Source organism: Sinorhizobium arboris LMG 14919, from assembly GCF_000427465.1.
GTDB classification, from domain to species: domain Bacteria; phylum Pseudomonadota; class Alphaproteobacteria; order Rhizobiales; family Rhizobiaceae; genus Sinorhizobium; species Sinorhizobium arboris.
In genome coordinates this window covers 772,416-786,676 of the sequence record NZ_ATYB01000014.1, presented here as the reverse complement: position 1 = coordinate 786,676, position 14,261 = coordinate 772,416, and the positions used below count along the sequence as shown (strand labels likewise).

16 protein-coding genes and 1 pseudogene are annotated in these 14,261 nt (G+C 63.0%); 5 read left to right on the top strand and 12 right to left on the bottom strand.

Annotation, left to right across the window (positions count from 1 at the left end; genetic code table 11):
• Window positions 1-89 precede the first annotated feature (89 nt).
• From SINAR_RS0114885 to feuN, 8 genes are all read right to left on the bottom strand, one after another.
• Window positions 90-545 carry a cytochrome c-type biogenesis protein gene (locus SINAR_RS0114885; RefSeq protein WP_027999843.1) on the bottom strand — a complete coding sequence of 152 codons (456 nt, stop codon included), beginning with the start codon at window positions 543-545 and terminating at the stop codon, window positions 90-92.
• Window positions 542-2,524 (bottom strand): heme lyase CcmF/NrfE family subunit, encoded by a 1,983-nt coding sequence (locus tag SINAR_RS0114880; RefSeq protein WP_027999842.1) that lies wholly within the window; start codon window positions 2,522-2,524, stop codon window positions 542-544. Before SINAR_RS0114880 ends, SINAR_RS0114885 begins: the two co-directional genes overlap by 4 nt.
• Window positions 2,521-2,973, bottom strand: coding sequence for a cytochrome c maturation protein CcmE (gene ccmE, locus SINAR_RS0114875; RefSeq protein WP_027999841.1), 453 nt, complete (start codon window positions 2,971-2,973; stop codon window positions 2,521-2,523). The genes SINAR_RS0114880 and ccmE overlap by 4 nt, the downstream gene beginning before the upstream one ends.
• Window positions 2,970-4,106 carry a c-type cytochrome biogenesis protein CcmI gene (gene ccmI, locus SINAR_RS0114870; RefSeq protein WP_027999840.1) on the bottom strand — a complete coding sequence of 379 codons (1,137 nt, stop codon included), beginning with the start codon at window positions 4,104-4,106 and terminating at the stop codon, window positions 2,970-2,972. Before ccmI ends, ccmE begins: the two co-directional genes overlap by 4 nt.
• Before the next feature lie 173 nt (window positions 4,107-4,279).
• Entirely contained in the window at window positions 4,280-4,726 is a 447-nt protein-coding gene (locus tag SINAR_RS0114865) for an RT0821/Lpp0805 family surface protein (protein WP_027999839.1), read from the bottom strand.
• A gap of 216 nt (window positions 4,727-4,942) precedes the next feature.
• Window positions 4,943-6,328: a two-component system sensor histidine kinase FeuQ gene (feuQ, locus tag SINAR_RS0114860; RefSeq protein ID WP_027999838.1), complete on the bottom strand. Its 1,386-nt coding sequence runs from the start codon at window positions 6,326-6,328 to the stop codon at window positions 4,943-4,945.
• Window positions 6,318-6,989, bottom strand: a complete 672-nt coding sequence (feuP, locus tag SINAR_RS0114855; protein WP_027999837.1) for a two-component system response regulator FeuP — start codon at window positions 6,987-6,989, stop codon at window positions 6,318-6,320. Before feuP ends, feuQ begins: the two co-directional genes overlap by 11 nt.
• Window positions 6,990-7,029: 40 nt before the next feature.
• Window positions 7,030-7,281 carry a two-component system FeuPQ modulator FeuN gene (gene feuN / locus SINAR_RS0114850; RefSeq protein WP_027999836.1) on the bottom strand — a complete coding sequence of 84 codons (252 nt, stop codon included), beginning with the start codon at window positions 7,279-7,281 and terminating at the stop codon, window positions 7,030-7,032.
• 489 nt (window positions 7,282-7,770) lie between these two features.
• Between feuN and SINAR_RS1000000137370 the strand changes: the two genes are divergently transcribed.
• Together SINAR_RS1000000137370 and SINAR_RS0114840 are read left to right on the top strand one after the other, a co-directional pair.
• Window positions 7,771-7,911, top strand: a complete 141-nt coding sequence (locus tag SINAR_RS1000000137370; RefSeq protein WP_167333601.1) for a hypothetical protein — start codon at window positions 7,771-7,773, stop codon at window positions 7,909-7,911.
• Window positions 7,912-7,980: 69 nt separating this feature from the next.
• Window positions 7,981-8,316: an MmcQ/YjbR family DNA-binding protein gene (locus tag SINAR_RS0114840; protein ID WP_027999835.1), complete on the top strand. Its 336-nt coding sequence runs from the start codon at window positions 7,981-7,983 to the stop codon at window positions 8,314-8,316.
• Window positions 8,317-8,380: 64 nt separating this feature from the next.
• On the opposite strand, the gene SINAR_RS0114835 is transcribed toward SINAR_RS0114840, so the two are convergent.
• Window positions 8,381-8,848 carry a YcgN family cysteine cluster protein gene (locus SINAR_RS0114835; protein ID WP_027999834.1) on the bottom strand — a complete coding sequence of 156 codons (468 nt, stop codon included), beginning with the start codon at window positions 8,846-8,848 and terminating at the stop codon, window positions 8,381-8,383.
• Window positions 8,849-8,968: 120 nt separating this feature from the next.
• Here SINAR_RS0114835 and SINAR_RS01000000133540 point away from each other — a divergent pair.
• The 3 genes and pseudogenes from SINAR_RS01000000133540 (at window position 8,969) to SINAR_RS0114820 (ending at window position 12,427) form a co-directional block, all read left to right on the top strand.
• Window positions 8,969-11,204 (top strand): annotated as a pseudogene (locus SINAR_RS01000000133540) (transglycosylase domain-containing protein).
• Window positions 11,205-11,301: 97 nt separating this feature from the next.
• Window positions 11,302-11,889 carry a DUF1214 domain-containing protein gene (locus SINAR_RS0114825; protein ID WP_027999833.1) on the top strand — a complete coding sequence of 196 codons (588 nt, stop codon included), beginning with the start codon at window positions 11,302-11,304 and terminating at the stop codon, window positions 11,887-11,889.
• Complete coding sequence (locus SINAR_RS0114820; protein ID WP_027999832.1) at window positions 11,882-12,427, top strand: DUF1254 domain-containing protein; 546 nt, start codon at window positions 11,882-11,884, stop codon at window positions 12,425-12,427. Before SINAR_RS0114825 ends, SINAR_RS0114820 begins: the two co-directional genes overlap by 8 nt.
• A 106-nt stretch (window positions 12,428-12,533) precedes the next feature.
• Here the strand turns inward: SINAR_RS0114820 and SINAR_RS01000000133535 are convergent, their stop codons facing one another.
• The 3 genes from SINAR_RS01000000133535 to SINAR_RS0114805 all read right to left on the bottom strand — a co-directional run bounded on the left by SINAR_RS01000000133535 (window position 12,534) and on the right by SINAR_RS0114805 (window position 14,074).
• Entirely contained in the window at window positions 12,534-12,749 is a 216-nt protein-coding gene (locus tag SINAR_RS01000000133535) for a hypothetical protein (protein ID WP_419761334.1), read from the bottom strand.
• Window positions 12,750-12,990: 241 nt separating this feature from the next.
• The gene (locus tag SINAR_RS0114810) at window positions 12,991-13,275 is read right to left on the bottom strand and encodes a hypothetical protein (RefSeq protein WP_027999831.1); all 285 of its coding nucleotides are present in this window, start codon (window positions 13,273-13,275) and stop codon (window positions 12,991-12,993) included.
• A gap of 157 nt (window positions 13,276-13,432) precedes the next feature.
• Window positions 13,433-14,074: an SH3 domain-containing protein gene (locus SINAR_RS0114805; RefSeq protein ID WP_027999830.1), complete on the bottom strand. Its 642-nt coding sequence runs from the start codon at window positions 14,072-14,074 to the stop codon at window positions 13,433-13,435.
• Between the last annotated feature and the right edge of the window lie 187 nt (window positions 14,075-14,261).

Here is a 14,261-nt window from a genome sequence, read left to right as displayed (position 1 = left end):
TGAATTTTTGGTAATGTTCCGGTCAAGCAGACGAGGCAGGGAATGGATGGGCCGTTCGCGCAATGCCCGAGCGTACCTCCCGCCCGAGGTCAGGACCTCAGAAGCCTGTCCAGCCTTTCCTTTTCCTCGTCCGAAAGCGGCACGCCCGGAGCTCTTGCGCCGCGGCGGCGTGCTGCCACGACGAGGGTGAGGATGCCGACCACGAGCAGGATAGCGGGCATTCCCCACAACACGAGCGTCTTGGCTTCGAAGCGGGGGTTCAGGAGAACGAATTGACCGTAGCGCGAGACGACGTAGGAGATCACCGCCTCGTCGGTGTCGCCGTTCTTCAGGCGCTCGCGTACGAGCAGCCGCAGATCCTTGGCGAGTTCGGCATTCGAATCGTCGATCGATTGGTTCTGGCAGACCATGCAGCGGAGCTGGGCAGAGATCGCGCGGGCGCGCGCCTCGAGTGCCGGATCCGCGAGCACCTCGTCCGGGTTGACGGCAAAGCTCGGAACGACGGACGCCAGGAAAAGCAAGAGCGCAAGCAGCAGCCGGATCATTCGGCGGCTCCCACGGCAAGCGCCTTTCTGGCACGCGCGGGCGCGCCCACGCGAAGGCGCCGGTCACTGAGCGAAACGATGCCGCCGGCCATCATCACGAGCGCGCCGCCCCAGATGCAGAGAATCATCGGTTTCCACCATATGCGGACGACGACGCCGCCATCTGCCATATCGTCGCCCAAGGAAACATACAGCTGGCTCAGGCCGAAGGTCCGGATTCCGGCCTCGGTCGTCGGCATGCGGCGCGCCGAATAGAGCCGTTTCGACGACCAGATATCGGTAACCGCAACGCCGCCTCGGCTGACGGTGAAATGGCCGGCCTCCTCGGTATAGTTCGGCCCGCGCCCTTCACGCATGCCGTCAAAACGCAGGCTGTAACGCCCGACATCGACCATCGCCCCCGGTTTCATCTCGACGACCGTTTCCGTCTCGAAAGCCGTAACGCTGACAATCCCGATCAGGGTGATGCCAACCCCGATATGGGCGAGCGACGTGCCGAATGCCGAACGCGGCAGGCCCGAAAGCCGCCTCCAGGCGACGCCTGCGGCCACCTTGCCGAGACCGGATCGCAAAACAAGATCGGTGAGCGCTCCCAGGATCAGATAGACGCCGAGGCCGATGCCGAGGGGAGCCAGGACCGGACCACCGTTTAGCGCATAATAACAGATCGCCGCGGCAAGCAGACCGACGGCGGCAGCTGCGAACAGCCGTTGCGACGCACCGGCGAGGTCGCCGCGCTTCCAGGCAAGCAGCGGACCGAAGGGAACGACGGCGATGAGCGGCAGCATCAGCAGACCGAACGTCATGTTGAAGAAGGGTGCGCCGACCGAGATCTTGTCGCCGGTCAGTGCTTCCAGCACCAGCGGATAGAGAGTGCCGGTCAGCACCGTCGCCGTGGCCGTCGTCAGAATCAGGTTGTTCAAGACGAGTGCGCCCTCGCGCGAGATCGGCGCGAATATTCCCCCGGCCTTGAGATGGGAGGCACGAAAGGCGAAGAGCGAAAACGCGCCGCCTATGAAGACGACCAGGATGGCGAGAATGAAGACGCCGCGCGTCGGGTCGGTGGCGAAGGCATGCACGGATGTCAGCACCCCCGAGCGCACCAGGAACGTGCCGAGCAGCGACAGCGAGAAGGTCATGATCGCCAGCAGCACGGTCCAGATCTTCAGCGCTTCGCGCTTCTCCATGACCAGAGCCGAGTGCAGAAGCGCCGTTCCGGCAAGCCAAGGCATGAAGGAGGCATTCTCCACCGGGTCCCAGAACCACCAGCCGCCCCAGCCGAGCTCGTAATAGGCCCAGTACGAGCCCATGGCGATGCCGGCGGTGAGAAAGGTCCAGGCCGCGAGTGTCCACGGCCGCACCCACCGCGCCCATGCGGCATCGATCCGCCCCTCGATAAGCGCGGCGACCGCGAAGGAGAAGCATACGGAAAATCCGACATAACCGAGATAGAGCAAGGGCGGGTGGATCGCCAGCCCGATATCCTGCAGCACGGGGTTGAGGTCCCTGCCCTCGCCCGGCGCCGGCACGAGCCGAGCAAAGGGATTGGAGGTCAGCAGGACGAAGAGTGCGAAGGCTGTCGCGATCCAGGCCTGCACTGCAAGCACGTTCGCCTTCAACGTCTCCGGCAGGTTGCGGCCGAAGAGCGCCACCATGGCGGAAAAGAAGACGAGAATCAGCAGCCAGAGAAGCATGGAGCCTTCATGGTTTCCCCACACTCCGGTGATCTTGTAGATCAGCGGCTTGAGGGAATGCGAGTTCTCCCAGACATTCTTGACGGAGAAATCCGACGTTACATAGGCGAATGTCAGCACCGCGAAAGAGAAAGCGACCAGCAGGAAGCAGACGAGCGCCGCGTTTGCTGCCAGGCCCATCAAGGAAGGATCGCCGCGCCGCACCCCCAGTACCGGCAGGACGCCCTGGATGATCGCGGTCGCGAGCGCCAAGACCAGTGCATAGTGCCCGAGTTCGATGATCATCGGATGTTTTCCTCCCCGCCGAGCGTGACGCCCTGCGCTTTCAGGCGGTCGGCGACATCCTTCGGCATGTAGGTCTCATCATGCTTGGCGAGCACGGTGTCCGCAACGAAAACCGGGCTGCCGCCGACGAAAGCCCCTTCGGCCACCACACCCTGACCCTCGCGGAAGAGGTCCGGCAGGATACCCGTATAGGTCACCGGAACGGTCGCAAGCGTATCCGTCACCGCGAAGGTGACCGTCCTGCCCTCGCCACGCTTGACGGAGCCCTCCTCGACAAGTCCGCCCAGCCGGATACGCGTCCCCGGCGCGACGTCGGCCTTCGCAAGATCGCCCGGAACATAGAAATAGGCGACGGCCTGGCTGAAGGCGAACATGACAAGCAGCACCGCGGCCGTCAGGAATGCCACGCCGCCGCCGATTATTGCCAATCTTTTCTGCTTGCGTGTCATTCAGCCTCTCCGCTGGCGTCGATCCCCAGTTCCCGAGCCAGGGCCAGCAGCTGCTTGCCCTGCTCGCCCGTTGCCGGGAAAGCCCTCAGTCCTTCATGCAATGCATCCTTCGCCCTGTCTCTCTGGTCGAGCACCGCATAGGAGCGGATCAGGCGCATCCACCCTTCCAGGTTGGCCGGGTCGTCCTTCAGGCGGCTCGCGAGACTGTCAACCATGCCGCGGATCATCTCCTGCCGGTCGCCGGCATTCATTTCCTTTGCGGCCGCGATATCACCCGGCGCCGGATTCCCCGGCGTGGCGGGGCCAGGTCCGGCGGCGAGCTCCGCGATATGCTGGTTCACCAGAGACAGCCAGGGCGCATCGGCCGGCGAGCGCGCCGCAAGTTTGCGGAATGCCGCAAGCGCCTCGGCATGTTTGCCCTCCTGCTTCAGGCCGAGCGCGAGGTAGAATGCGGAGCGTGGATCGTCCGGATCGAGGGCAAGCGCCTTTTGCAGAGCGCTCTGCGCCTCGGATGTGACCAGGCCGCCGGCCTGCGCCACCAGAGCCTCGGCGTAACCGCCCATTCGTGTCGGGGTTTGCCCCAGCAGACGAATCGCGCGGTCGTAGGCGGCAACGGCATCGTCCACGCGGCCATGGCGCATGTAGATCGGCGCCAGCAGATCCCAGCCGGCGCCGTCTTCCGGATTGAGCGCCAGGTGGTTCTCGGCCTTCGCGATCAGAATGTTGACGTCGCCGCCCGGGTCGGCAAGCCGTGCCGCGAGCGGCTGCGCCGGTACGCCGGGGCTCCCGGTCGTCAAATACAGACAGAGGCCGACGGCCGGAAGACAGAGGAAAATGAATACCTGGGCGAGGCGGTTGGAAAGAAGCCGCTTCGGCGCGCGCTCCGCGGCCGCCTGATCTGCGGCACTGGCGGCCAGCATGCGGCGGGCGATCTCGGCCTTGGCAAGCTCGGCTTCCTCGCTGCCGATCAGTCCAGCCTCCCGATCCCTCGCCAGTTCGCCAAGCTGATCACGATAGACCTCGATGTCGTGACTATGGCGAGACGGCAATGGCGCTGCCGCCCGCATGAGCGGCAGAAGAAGCACGGCTGCGACAGCCGCCGTCAGAATGGCGACAAGGATCCAGAAAAACATGCTTGGGGAATACTATGAGGTCCATGTCATTCCAACTCGAAAACCGGCAATGACGGAGATTTGAGGCGTTTCGTCGCAAGAAGTGCGCCGAGCGAGAGGAATCCGCCCGCCCAAAACAATCCGGCCGCGCTCAACGCCCAGCCAAAAACGGCCGGAATGGGAGACGGACCGGCTCAGGTGAGCGGCGTCCAGCTTCCATCGCTGTTGCGGCATGCGGCGCCGCGTGCCGTGGCCTGTTGGCCTTTGACGGTGACGGTATGACTGTATTGTCGGCAATTCTGCGATCCGACCTGATAGGGAGCTGCCGCCACGACGGAGCCGCTGACGCCCCGCCCCTGCCAAGCGACCGGCTGACCGCCCGGTGCGGCCTCGAGCGCCCGATACTCCGCCTCAAGCGCCCTCTGCCGATCCGACCTGCCGAGATCGACGCCGCCAAGGCGCGAAACGACGCCGCCCTGGAGCGCCTCGATATAAGTCGCAGACGACGCAACGCGCGTGGAAGCTGCGCCAAGTCCGGCAATCGCCCCGCCTTGACCGGACGAGGTCGTGCCACAGCCAGCGAGGGCTACACCCGAAGCCACCACTGCGATCCTGCCGCGTGACGCGAAAGCTCGCGTCATTTGTGCGTAATTCCTCATGATACGCGCTACTCAATTCCTGTTGTCGGTCGCCGGCGTGCCTCGGGGCATATCCATCGAAACAGCGGGCTCCGGTCGAATTCTTTTTGCACCACCTGCGGTTAGAGGCAACTGCCGCTTGCCGGCACCGGCATTTTCAGACACGGGTGTGACCGCCGGATCACGATCGGCGCGCTTCCGCCGCAACCCGGCTTGCGCTCAGACCGCGGCCGGGAGTACGAGCGTTGCCCGCAGCCCGCCCACATCGCGGCGGCTCAGTTCCACGCTGCCCTGATATTCGCCCACGATCTCGCTTACAATCGAAAGACCGAGTCCGGTTCCGGGCTTGCTCTCGTCGAGGCGCTTGCCCCGCTTCATGGCCACCGCGATCTGATCGGGGTCGAGCCCCGGTCCGTCGTCGTCGATCTGGAGCACGATCCATTGGCGGCCCGGCTCCTTTTCGCGCGCATCTTCGGGGGCCGGCTCAACATTCAACGAGATCTTATCATGAGCGTAACGGGCGGCGTTTTCCAGCAGGTTCCCGACCGTTTCCTCGACGTCCTGCTGCTCCATCGCCAGCACCAGTCCGGGCGGGTTGATCGAGAGGCTGAATTGCTTCTCCGGGTTTAGGCGCCGCATCACCCGCATGATCCTTTCGAGTGCCGGCTGGGCTTCGGTCCGCGCCAGCACGGACCCTCTCTGGGCCGCGATCCTGGCGCGGCTGAGATAGGATTGCACCTGTGTCTGCATGGCGTCCGCCTGGGCCCTGACCAGCTCGCCGTGCGGTACCTCCAGCACTCTCGCCTCGTTGAGCAATACCGCAATCGGCGTCTTGAGTGAGTGGGCCAGATTGCCGACCTGCATGCGCGCGCGCTCGACGATGCGCCGATTGCTGTCGATCAGCGCGTTCACCTCGTTGGCAAGCGGCTGGATCTCCCGCGGGAAAGCGCCGTCCAGCCGCTCGCTCTCCCCCGTGCGGATCTTTTCGAGCGAACGGCGCACCTGGTCGAGCGGCTTCAGCCCGAAAAGGATGGTCAGTGCGTTCACCCCGAGGCCGCCAAGACCGAAAATCGACAAGGCGATCGTGAGGTTGCGCGTGAAGCGGTCGATATCCGCCTCGAGCACATCGCGGTTGCCGGCAACGCGGAAGCGCGCGGCGTGGCCCTGAATGTCGAGAACGACCTCGGTTTCGGCCACCTCGACCTCGTTTCCGAACGGATCCGTCGTCGTGTAGAACCGCTCGTAGCGGATATCGAAGGGGACCTCGTCAACGCTGACGATCGGCAGCTTCGCCGTACCGAGTGAAGTCGATATCAGCGGCGGCGTGTCGAATTCGCCGATCGGCTCGACGATCCAGTACCAGCCCGTCTGAGGCTGGGAAAAGCGCAGGTCTCCGAGCTGCGGGCTTCCGGAGAGCGCGGCCTTCTCGTCGACAGAGATCGAGTTGATGACGTTGTAGAGCTGCGCCCGCAACAGATCCTGAAAGCCGCGCTCGGACCCCTGCCGGTAAAGGGCGGAGATAACCACCCCGATAACCACGAGGGCAACGACGGCCCAGACGGTCGAAACCGCCAGAACGCGCGCCGTGAGAGATCTAATGGCCATTGCCGGGTGCTTGCATGCGGTAACCGAGGCCGCGCACCGTTTCGATCAGATCATTGCCGATCTTCTTGCGGAGCCGGCCTATGAAAACCTCGATCGTGTTGGAATCGCGATCGAAGTCCTGATCATACATGTGCTCGACGAGCTCGGTGCGGGAAACCACCTGTCCCATATGGTGCATGAGATAGGAAAGCAGGCGGAACTCGTGCGAGGTGAGCTTCAGCGCCACGCCGCCGACAGTCGCCTTGGAGCCCTTGGTGTCGAGACGGACGGGGCCGCAGACGATCTCGGAGCTCGCATGTCCGGCGGCCCGGCGAATCAGCGCACGGATGCGGGCGAGCACCTCCTCGACATGGAAGGGCTTCGCAACGTAATCGTCGGCGCCGGCATCGATGCCTGCGACCTTGTCGCTCCAACGGTCGCGGGCCGTCAGGATCAGTACCGGCATGGTCTTTCCGTCTGCGCGCCACTTTTCGAGAACGGTGATGCCATCCATCTCCGGAAGGCCGATGTCGAGAATGACCGCATCATAGGGCTCCGCGTCCCCGAGATAGTGGCCCTCCTCGCCGTCATAGGCCTGATCTACGACATAACCGGCCTCCTTCAGAGCTTCAGCCAGTTGCCTGTTCAGATTGGTGTCGTCCTCGACGATCAGAATGCGCATTCTCGTCCACTTCCCTTGCTTTCGGAGACCCCGAAAGAGCTTACATAGGCACTTTCACCGTGACTTTCTTGGGGCGCCCTCCATTGCCGGGGATCAGCACCGTCACCACGCACTGCCCGTCGCCGGTCGGTTGGGCAGAAAGCAGCTCGCCACCCGTCTCGGCGACCACCTGCGCGGCGGCCGCGCTGCAATCGCCAGCCACGCGGACGACAACCGCAGGCATGTTGACGGCAGGCGGCGAAAAGCCCGCGAGGCCTGCGGCGAGCGCGGCTATGGTCATTGCTGAAGACATGAACGCACTTTCGACTTGGGAAGCACTATGGCAAAATGTTTAACCGATACAGGCTGAATGGCAAATGAATGTCGGCCCCGAGGCCGGGCGCACCGCGTCCAGCGGATGCTTGACTTCCGATAGCAGAAAGCGACCATAGATTGTAGCCCGGCAGCCGCCACGCAAGCGTCCCTTCAGGGCGCAAGCCTCTTCCGGAATTGACGACCCTTCGAGCCGCTTGGCTGCGCTTACTCAATGGAAACCAGATTTTTCTGGACGCAGACCAAGTGAAGTCGGACTGCTTGCGAACGCACCTGTTCACTCGCAGCTTCTTTTCCGACCCGGCAAGGGCGCGGCACGAGGGCTGGCCTCGTTCCTGTGGATTGGCTTGAAAGTTAATCGATTTAAATATTTTTCAATCGTTTAAATCATTTAAACCGCTGATTTACAAAGTCTTTATCATGTGAAATCGTCCGCCCATTCCAATCGTCTCGCCCAAAGGAGGACCGGATGAAGACGCTCGCGAACAAGCCGCCGGTATCACCGCAGTCCAGAATTCCTCAATCGCTGCTCGAGCGGTTTGAAAACGAGTGGCGCGAAATGCGCACGGTCGGCGAGGCTGCACAGAAGCCTGTTCCGCCGGCGGAGTGAACTGCGCCGGCCGCGTCCCCGTCGGCGTGGGATTTTTGCCAAACGGCAATTCCATGCTAATCTTCCAGCATGCTGACCGAAGAAATCGAAAAGCTGGCCCTGAGCCTTCCGGGAACCCAGGAAAATGCCCATTTCGGTGCACGGGATTTCCGTGTGGGCAACCGGATTTTCATGTCCCTGCCGGAGGCCGGCCGCGCGGTATTCAAATTCACACCCGACCAGCAGCGCATGCTTCTGGAGATGGAGCCGGGCGTCTGCGCCGCAGTTCCCGGCGGCTGGGGTGCACGCGGTTGGACGTCGCTCTATTTCGTCGGCGCCGACGACGAACTCGTTCGCCAGTCCATGGAAACCGCATGGCGCAACGTCGCGCCGAGGAGCCTCGTAACCAAAGACGGCCGTCACTGACGACGATACGGCGTCTCGCGTCTCATCGGAGACGCAGAGCCGTTGCAGCAAGCGGCACCAAGCGCTACTCGGCCGGCTCCATGCCAACCTCGAGCGGCCACGTCACAAGGTAATCTTCATAGTCTTCGACATCGATGCCGTCCTCGGCAACGGTGCGCCCCCGCACGGATATGCCGGCCGCATGAACGGTCTCCGGGTCGCCGGAGACGAGAGGGTGCCACCAGTAGAGATCTCTTCCCTCGGCGACCAGACGATAACCGCAGGTCGGCGGCAGCCAGGCGATCTCGCGCACCGCCTGCGGCGTCAACTGAATGCAATCCGGAACGGTTGCCTGACGATTGTCATAATCCTTGCAACGACAGCTTTCTCCATCCAGCAGCGTGCAGCGGATCGAGGTCCAGGCGATTTCGCAGGTTTCCCAATCCTCAAGCTTGTTAAGGCAACAAAGCCCGCATCCGTCGCAGAGGCTTTCCCACTCGGCGCCGCTCATCTCCTCGAGACCCTTCGTCTTCCAGAAAGGCATTTCGCCCATAAAGTCACACTTTCGTAAAATCTGAACCAACATGGAAACTTCGCAGAAAATTGCCGGTTTTTTAAGGCGGGCTGCGCGATATGCAAGTAGATTGGATCGTCGCCCCGTGCAAATATCGTCATGAGGCAGAACCTTCGGGACATGAAAGCCGTGCAGGAACCGAGGAAAGAGGACAACCGGCCGAAAAGGCGACATATCTTTCTTCGGATCGATTCCTGGATCGACTCGACCGTATGGAGCGCCGGATTCCGGCTCGCCGAATGGTGGGAGGATACCACCATCTTCTTCCGCCGGTTTCGCGTACGCGGCTGGAAAAGAGCTCTCTTCGAAGTGCTTGGCGAAGGAATGACCCTGGGCGCAGCGGGCTCCGTGCTGATGCTGGCGCTCGCCCTTCCCGCCTTCGAGGAAACCAAGGGCAACTGGCGTGCGCAGAGCGATTTCGCCGTCACCTTTCTTGACCGCTACGGCAACGAGATCGGCCACCGGGGCATCATCCACGAGGATTCCGTTCCGATCGACGAACTGCCCGATCACCTCATAAAGGCGGTCCTCGCCACCGAAGACAGGCGCTTCTTCCACCATTGGGGAATAGACTTTCTCGGGCTCGCGCGCGCGATGACCGAGAACGCCCGCGCCGGCGGAGTCGTTCAAGGTGGCTCGACACTCACGCAGCAGCTGGCCAAGAACCTGTTCCTTTCGAATGAGAGAACGATCGAACGCAAGATCAAGGAAGCCTTCCTCGCCGTCTGGCTCGAATCCAACCTGTCGAAGAAGGAAATCCTCCGCCTCTATCTCGACCGCGCCTATATGGGTGGCGGCACCTTCGGCGCGGCGGCGGCGGCGCAATTCTATTTCGGCAAAGCGATTACCGACGTCAATCTTGCCGAGTCGGCAATGCTCGCCGGGCTCTTCAAGGCGCCGGCGCGCTATGCCCCGCATGTGAACCTGCCGGCGGCGCGTGCCCGCGCCAACGAGGTCCTGAGCAACCTCGTCCAAGGCGGTCTGATGACGGAGGGACAGGTAATCGCCGCCCGCCTCACCCCCGCCTCCGTCGTCGACCGCGCCCAGGTCAAGGCACCGGATTTCTTCCTCGACTGGGCCTTCGAAGAGGTTCAGCGCATTGCCGCCCCCTTTGCGCAACATTCACTGATCGTGCGCACGACGATCGACATGGGGCTGCAGCAAGCCGCCGAGGAAGCGGTCGAATCGGGCCTCAGGCAGTACGGCGAGAGTTACAAGGTCAAGCAGGGCGCTCTCGTCATGGTCGAGCATGGCGGCGCAGTGCGGGCGATGGTCGGCGGCCGCGACTACGGCGAAAGCCAGTTCAATCGCGCCACGCGCGCGCTGCGCCAGCCGGGTTCGTCCTTCAAGGTCTATACCTACGCTGCCGCGATGGAAAAGGGCATGACACCGGAAACCGTCGTGGTCGACGCGCCGATCACCTGGCGTGGCTGGTCGCCGCAGAACTACGGCCGCAAATATTCCGGCCGGGTAACGCTGATGAACGCGCTCGCCAGATCGATCAACACGATTCCGGTCCGCCTCGCCAAGGACAAGCTCGGCACGGAGATCATTGCCGAGACCGCCAAGAGAATGGGCGTCGAGACCCCGATTCGCACCGACAAGACAATGCCGCTCGGCACCTCCGAAGTCACGGTGCTCGACCAGGCGACGGCCTATGCGGTCTTTCCGGCCGGCGGGTTCCAGTCGCGGCGCCACGGCATCAGCCAGATTCTCAACTATGACGGTGATATTCTCTATGACTTCGGGCGCGACGCGCCGCCCGCACGCAGGGTGCTGAGCGAACAGGCGGTCTCCTCGATGAACCGCATCCTGACGCAGATTCCGGTCATTGGCACGGCCCGGCGCGCTGCCCTCGCCAACGGCATCGTCACCGGCGGCAAGACCGGGACGACACAGGCCTATCGCGACGCTTGGTTCGTCGGCTTTACCGGTGACTACACCACCGCCGTCTGGTTCGGTAATGACGACTATACCTCCACCGACGAAATGACAGGCGGTTCCCTCCCGGCGATGACCTTCAAGCGGCTGATGGACTATGCCGAACAGGGGATCGAGCACCGGGCCATTCCGGGCATCGAAATTGTCCCCGCCAAGCCGGCGAAGCAGCAGCCCGCCGAAACCGCCAAACCGGACGAAAACGCCCTGCCGCCGCTCGTGCGGCCGCGGTCACTCTCCGCGGACGCAACCCGGCTCTTGAAAAAGATCGGCAATACATTCGAGAACGCGCAACCGCTGAAGGCGCGCGAAGGGCCCGGCGGCAAAGTGGCCGTACTCGAGCCGACGGATCACGGCGTCGACTTGCGGCCCCATGTCGGGCACGACAAACAATTGACTTCGCAGTGAGAAATCCGTTCTCTGGCGAACAAGCCGGGCGGCGCCGCCATGCGCGCCGACAGGGTAAACGACACAACATTCGATAGAGCCGCCTCTTGTTTCGAGTTCCCCTCCTTGTCGCTCTTGCCCTCCTTGTCGCGTTCGGCGGCGGAATCGGGTCGGCCGTATGGGCACTGAAGGCAACGGCCGGTTTCGGCTCCATCGCTATCGGACCTTGGATCGCCTTTCCCGACGCGCAGACGGTATCCGCCGATCCCTATGCCAAGGCACACCGCGCCCGCGCGGGAGAATTGCTCTATGGCGGAGCCGAGGGACTGGCGTTCACCGCACTCACGGACGATACCGGCGCCCGCCTATCGGCCGGCTGCTCCTACGATATTTCCGGTATCACGCCGCCGGCGCGGTTCTGGACCCTTTATGCGGCGGCAGCCGACGGGACCGCGATGCTGCCTGGGCCCGAACTGCCCTCGGCGATCAATTCCTGGACCGTGCTGCGCACCGAGGACAGCCGCTTCGTCATCCACGTTTCCCCCGTGGCGCAGCCCGACAACTGGCTGGCGATCCGGCACACGGGCAGCTTCAAGCTCGTACTGACACTTCTCGACACGCCAACGGCAGGCTCCTCCGGCCTGATTGACCTTGCAATGCCAAAGATCGTCAAGACCGGGTGCGGCCATGCGTAGCATCTTCTTCGCCATTGTCGTCGGCCTCGTCGGAGCAGCACTCCTCCACATCGTCATCATACTCACCCTGCCACAGTTCACCGGCCGCGATGCCTATACGCGGGTGCTCGGCCTGCTTGAGATGGACAGTTTCTTCCCCTTGACGGCAGAACCCGGGCCGACCGGCATGAGCAACGCCGATCCCTTTTTGCGCACGGCCGTCTGCAGCTTCTCGGTGGCGGATGCGCCAGCCCGCTTCGTCGGACGCGGCGACGTGCCCTTCTGGTCGCTTGCGGTCTTCGACAGCGGGTCGAACGAGGTCTTCAGCATGAACGACCAAACGGCTGTCAACGGCGATCTCGATCTTGTGGTGGCCACACCGATCCAGCTCGTCGAACTGCGCAAGTCGCCACCCGAAGCGCTGGCGCAATCGATCATGATCGAGATGAAGGACGAGGAGGGCTACGCAGTCCTGCGAGCCCTGGCACCTCTCGACAGCTTCGAGGAACTGGTCCGCAATTTCCTCGCCGAATCAAGGTGCGAGCCGTTCCAGCGATAATGGCGAAGGCAATGGCGGGGCGGGACGTTGGGATGTGGGGAACTGAGACTTGGCGGCGAACGACCGCACCGCCCGGGCAGGCGCTGCCGGCGCTTCGCCCGCGCGTTTACTGTTTCTTGGCCTGACGGCCAGCCGGTGCAGTCGGTTGTGGCCCGCGACCGTCCAGGCGCTCGTAGCGGATACCCGTGAAGAACAACACCTTGGCGCTGCCCGTCGCGACGGGGCGCCGTCGGGGGCGTTTGACGATGCGATCCTGCATTCTGATTACGTCTGCCATGCTCGTCTCCATAGTCTCACGAGACGGATGAACTACCGTACAGATTTCACCCTGCCCTTTCGCGGGCTAGCGCATTTTCCGGATCCCCCGGACAGACGCGCCCTTCTCACTCACTCCTTCTTCCGGTCACCCGGATGTCGTCGTTTCCGCATCGGGGGCGAGGCGATAATAACCGCCCTGTCCCGATTGAGCCACAGCCTGGTTAACCATTTGTTAATCCAGACCATGACGCATCAACCTCGCGCAATCCTCAATCTTGGGGGTATGCAAATCCGGCAGCTGCCCGTCAGCGCCTCGCAATCAGACCGAAAAGGAAAGCCACGCCTGCAACCGTCAGCAACGTCGAAATCGGTTCCTCGCGGACGCGCTCACGGACACGCTGCGTCATCAGTTCCGCTTCCCCCTGCACGACCGCCTTGGCTCCGGTTCCGATAGCCGAGACTGTCTCAGTCAGTCGGGCAATCTCGGCCTTCAATTCCTGGACCTGGGACTCCAACTCGGCCTGCGCGTCCGAAGTCCGCGTTTCGGCACCCGTCTCTGCGCCAACCGCCGCGAGATTCTTTTCCGCCATCTCTCCGCTCCTTGCCATTCCGGTGTCACCCTTTGCGCGATTTCAACGCGTCGAGACCGGATTGGTTCCCACGGGGAACGACGCAAAGCCCATCGGCGGCAGGACGGGCCGGCGACAATCGCCGCCGGCCCGGAGCGAAGCAATCGGGTTGCCGCGCCTATTCTTGGCAGCGGAAATCGCCGATTTCACATTCCACGACGGTCCTCTGCCCTTCGTAGCGATGCGGCCGTTCCCCTTCGGCCCTCTCGATCCTGCGCCGCCAGCGATCAGCGTCACGGCCACGCTCCGGTTCCCATTCACGCCACTCCCTCTCCCGATCGCGCTCCCAGTTTCGACGTTCCCTCACCTGGCGGCGCTGCCATTCACGCAGGTCGCGTTCACGCTCGCGATTCCAGTTGCGGTCGTGCCGCCAACGGTCGCGTTCACGATAGAAATCACGGCCGCGATAGTTCCGATCCCAATAGCTGTCGAACTCGAAGACGACTGTCGGAATCCCCAGCGGTCGGTAGTACTCCGGCTCCACATAGACCCGCCTGCTGCGATAGGCGGCCTGCACATATCGGCCCGCCACCCATCCCCGTCCGCCGTAGAAGGAAACGTCGCACCAGGGGCGGTCCGACAGGCAGCCGTGGATTTCCACTGATTCGCCGGCCGGAATGACTGTAACTGCCGGATAATATGTGCTTGGTCCCGATCGCATATTGACGTTGGCCGTCGCAAAGCCTTCGGCCGCCAATGCGACCGCGGGCATGAGCAGCAGCGCACAGACAGCCGCTGCCCGCAAAAATACTCTTGTCACAAATCAATCTCCCACGTGAGGGGCCGCAGCCCGTCCTCGCTTCCGGCCATTTGCCGTCAGCCGGATCAGATAGGAGCGCTTGTGGACTTTTTATGACTGGGGACAGCGACCTTCCCCTGCAGGGAGGGCGCCAGTCACGGGAATGACGCAAGCCTGAATAAAGCCCCAACGTCCATAGTTAATGCTG

Coding starts and splice junctions, on each gene's coding strand:
- SINAR_RS0114840 (WP_027999835.1), top strand. CDS start 7,981: ATGCTGACCGAAGAAATCGAAAAGCTGGCCCTGAGCCTTCCGGGAACC.
- SINAR_RS0114880 (WP_027999842.1), bottom strand. CDS start 2,524: ATGATCATCGAACTCGGGCACTATGCACTGGTCTTGGCGCTCGCGACC.
- feuQ (WP_027999838.1), bottom strand. CDS start 6,328: ATGGCCATTAGATCTCTCACGGCGCGCGTTCTGGCGGTTTCGACCGTC.
- feuP (WP_027999837.1), bottom strand. CDS start 6,989: ATGCGCATTCTGATCGTCGAGGACGACACCAATCTGAACAGGCAACTG.
- SINAR_RS0114820 (WP_027999832.1), top strand. CDS start 11,882: ATGCGTAGCATCTTCTTCGCCATTGTCGTCGGCCTCGTCGGAGCAGCA.
- SINAR_RS0114810 (WP_027999831.1), bottom strand. CDS start 13,275: ATGGCGGAAAAGAATCTCGCGGCGGTTGGCGCAGAGACGGGTGCCGAA.
- feuN (WP_027999836.1), bottom strand. CDS start 7,281: ATGTCTTCAGCAATGACCATAGCCGCGCTCGCCGCAGGCCTCGCGGGC.
- SINAR_RS1000000137370 (WP_167333601.1), top strand. CDS start 7,771: ATGAAGACGCTCGCGAACAAGCCGCCGGTATCACCGCAGTCCAGAATT.
- SINAR_RS0114835 (WP_027999834.1), bottom strand. CDS start 8,848: ATGGGCGAAATGCCTTTCTGGAAGACGAAGGGTCTCGAGGAGATGAGC.
- SINAR_RS0114885 (WP_027999843.1), bottom strand. CDS start 545: ATGATCCGGCTGCTGCTTGCGCTCTTGCTTTTCCTGGCGTCCGTCGTT.
- SINAR_RS0114865 (WP_027999839.1), bottom strand. CDS start 4,726: ATGACGCGAGCTTTCGCGTCACGCGGCAGGATCGCAGTGGTGGCTTCG.
- ccmE (WP_027999841.1), bottom strand. CDS start 2,973: ATGACACGCAAGCAGAAAAGATTGGCAATAATCGGCGGCGGCGTGGCA.
- ccmI (WP_027999840.1), bottom strand. CDS start 4,106: ATGTTTTTCTGGATCCTTGTCGCCATTCTGACGGCGGCTGTCGCAGCC.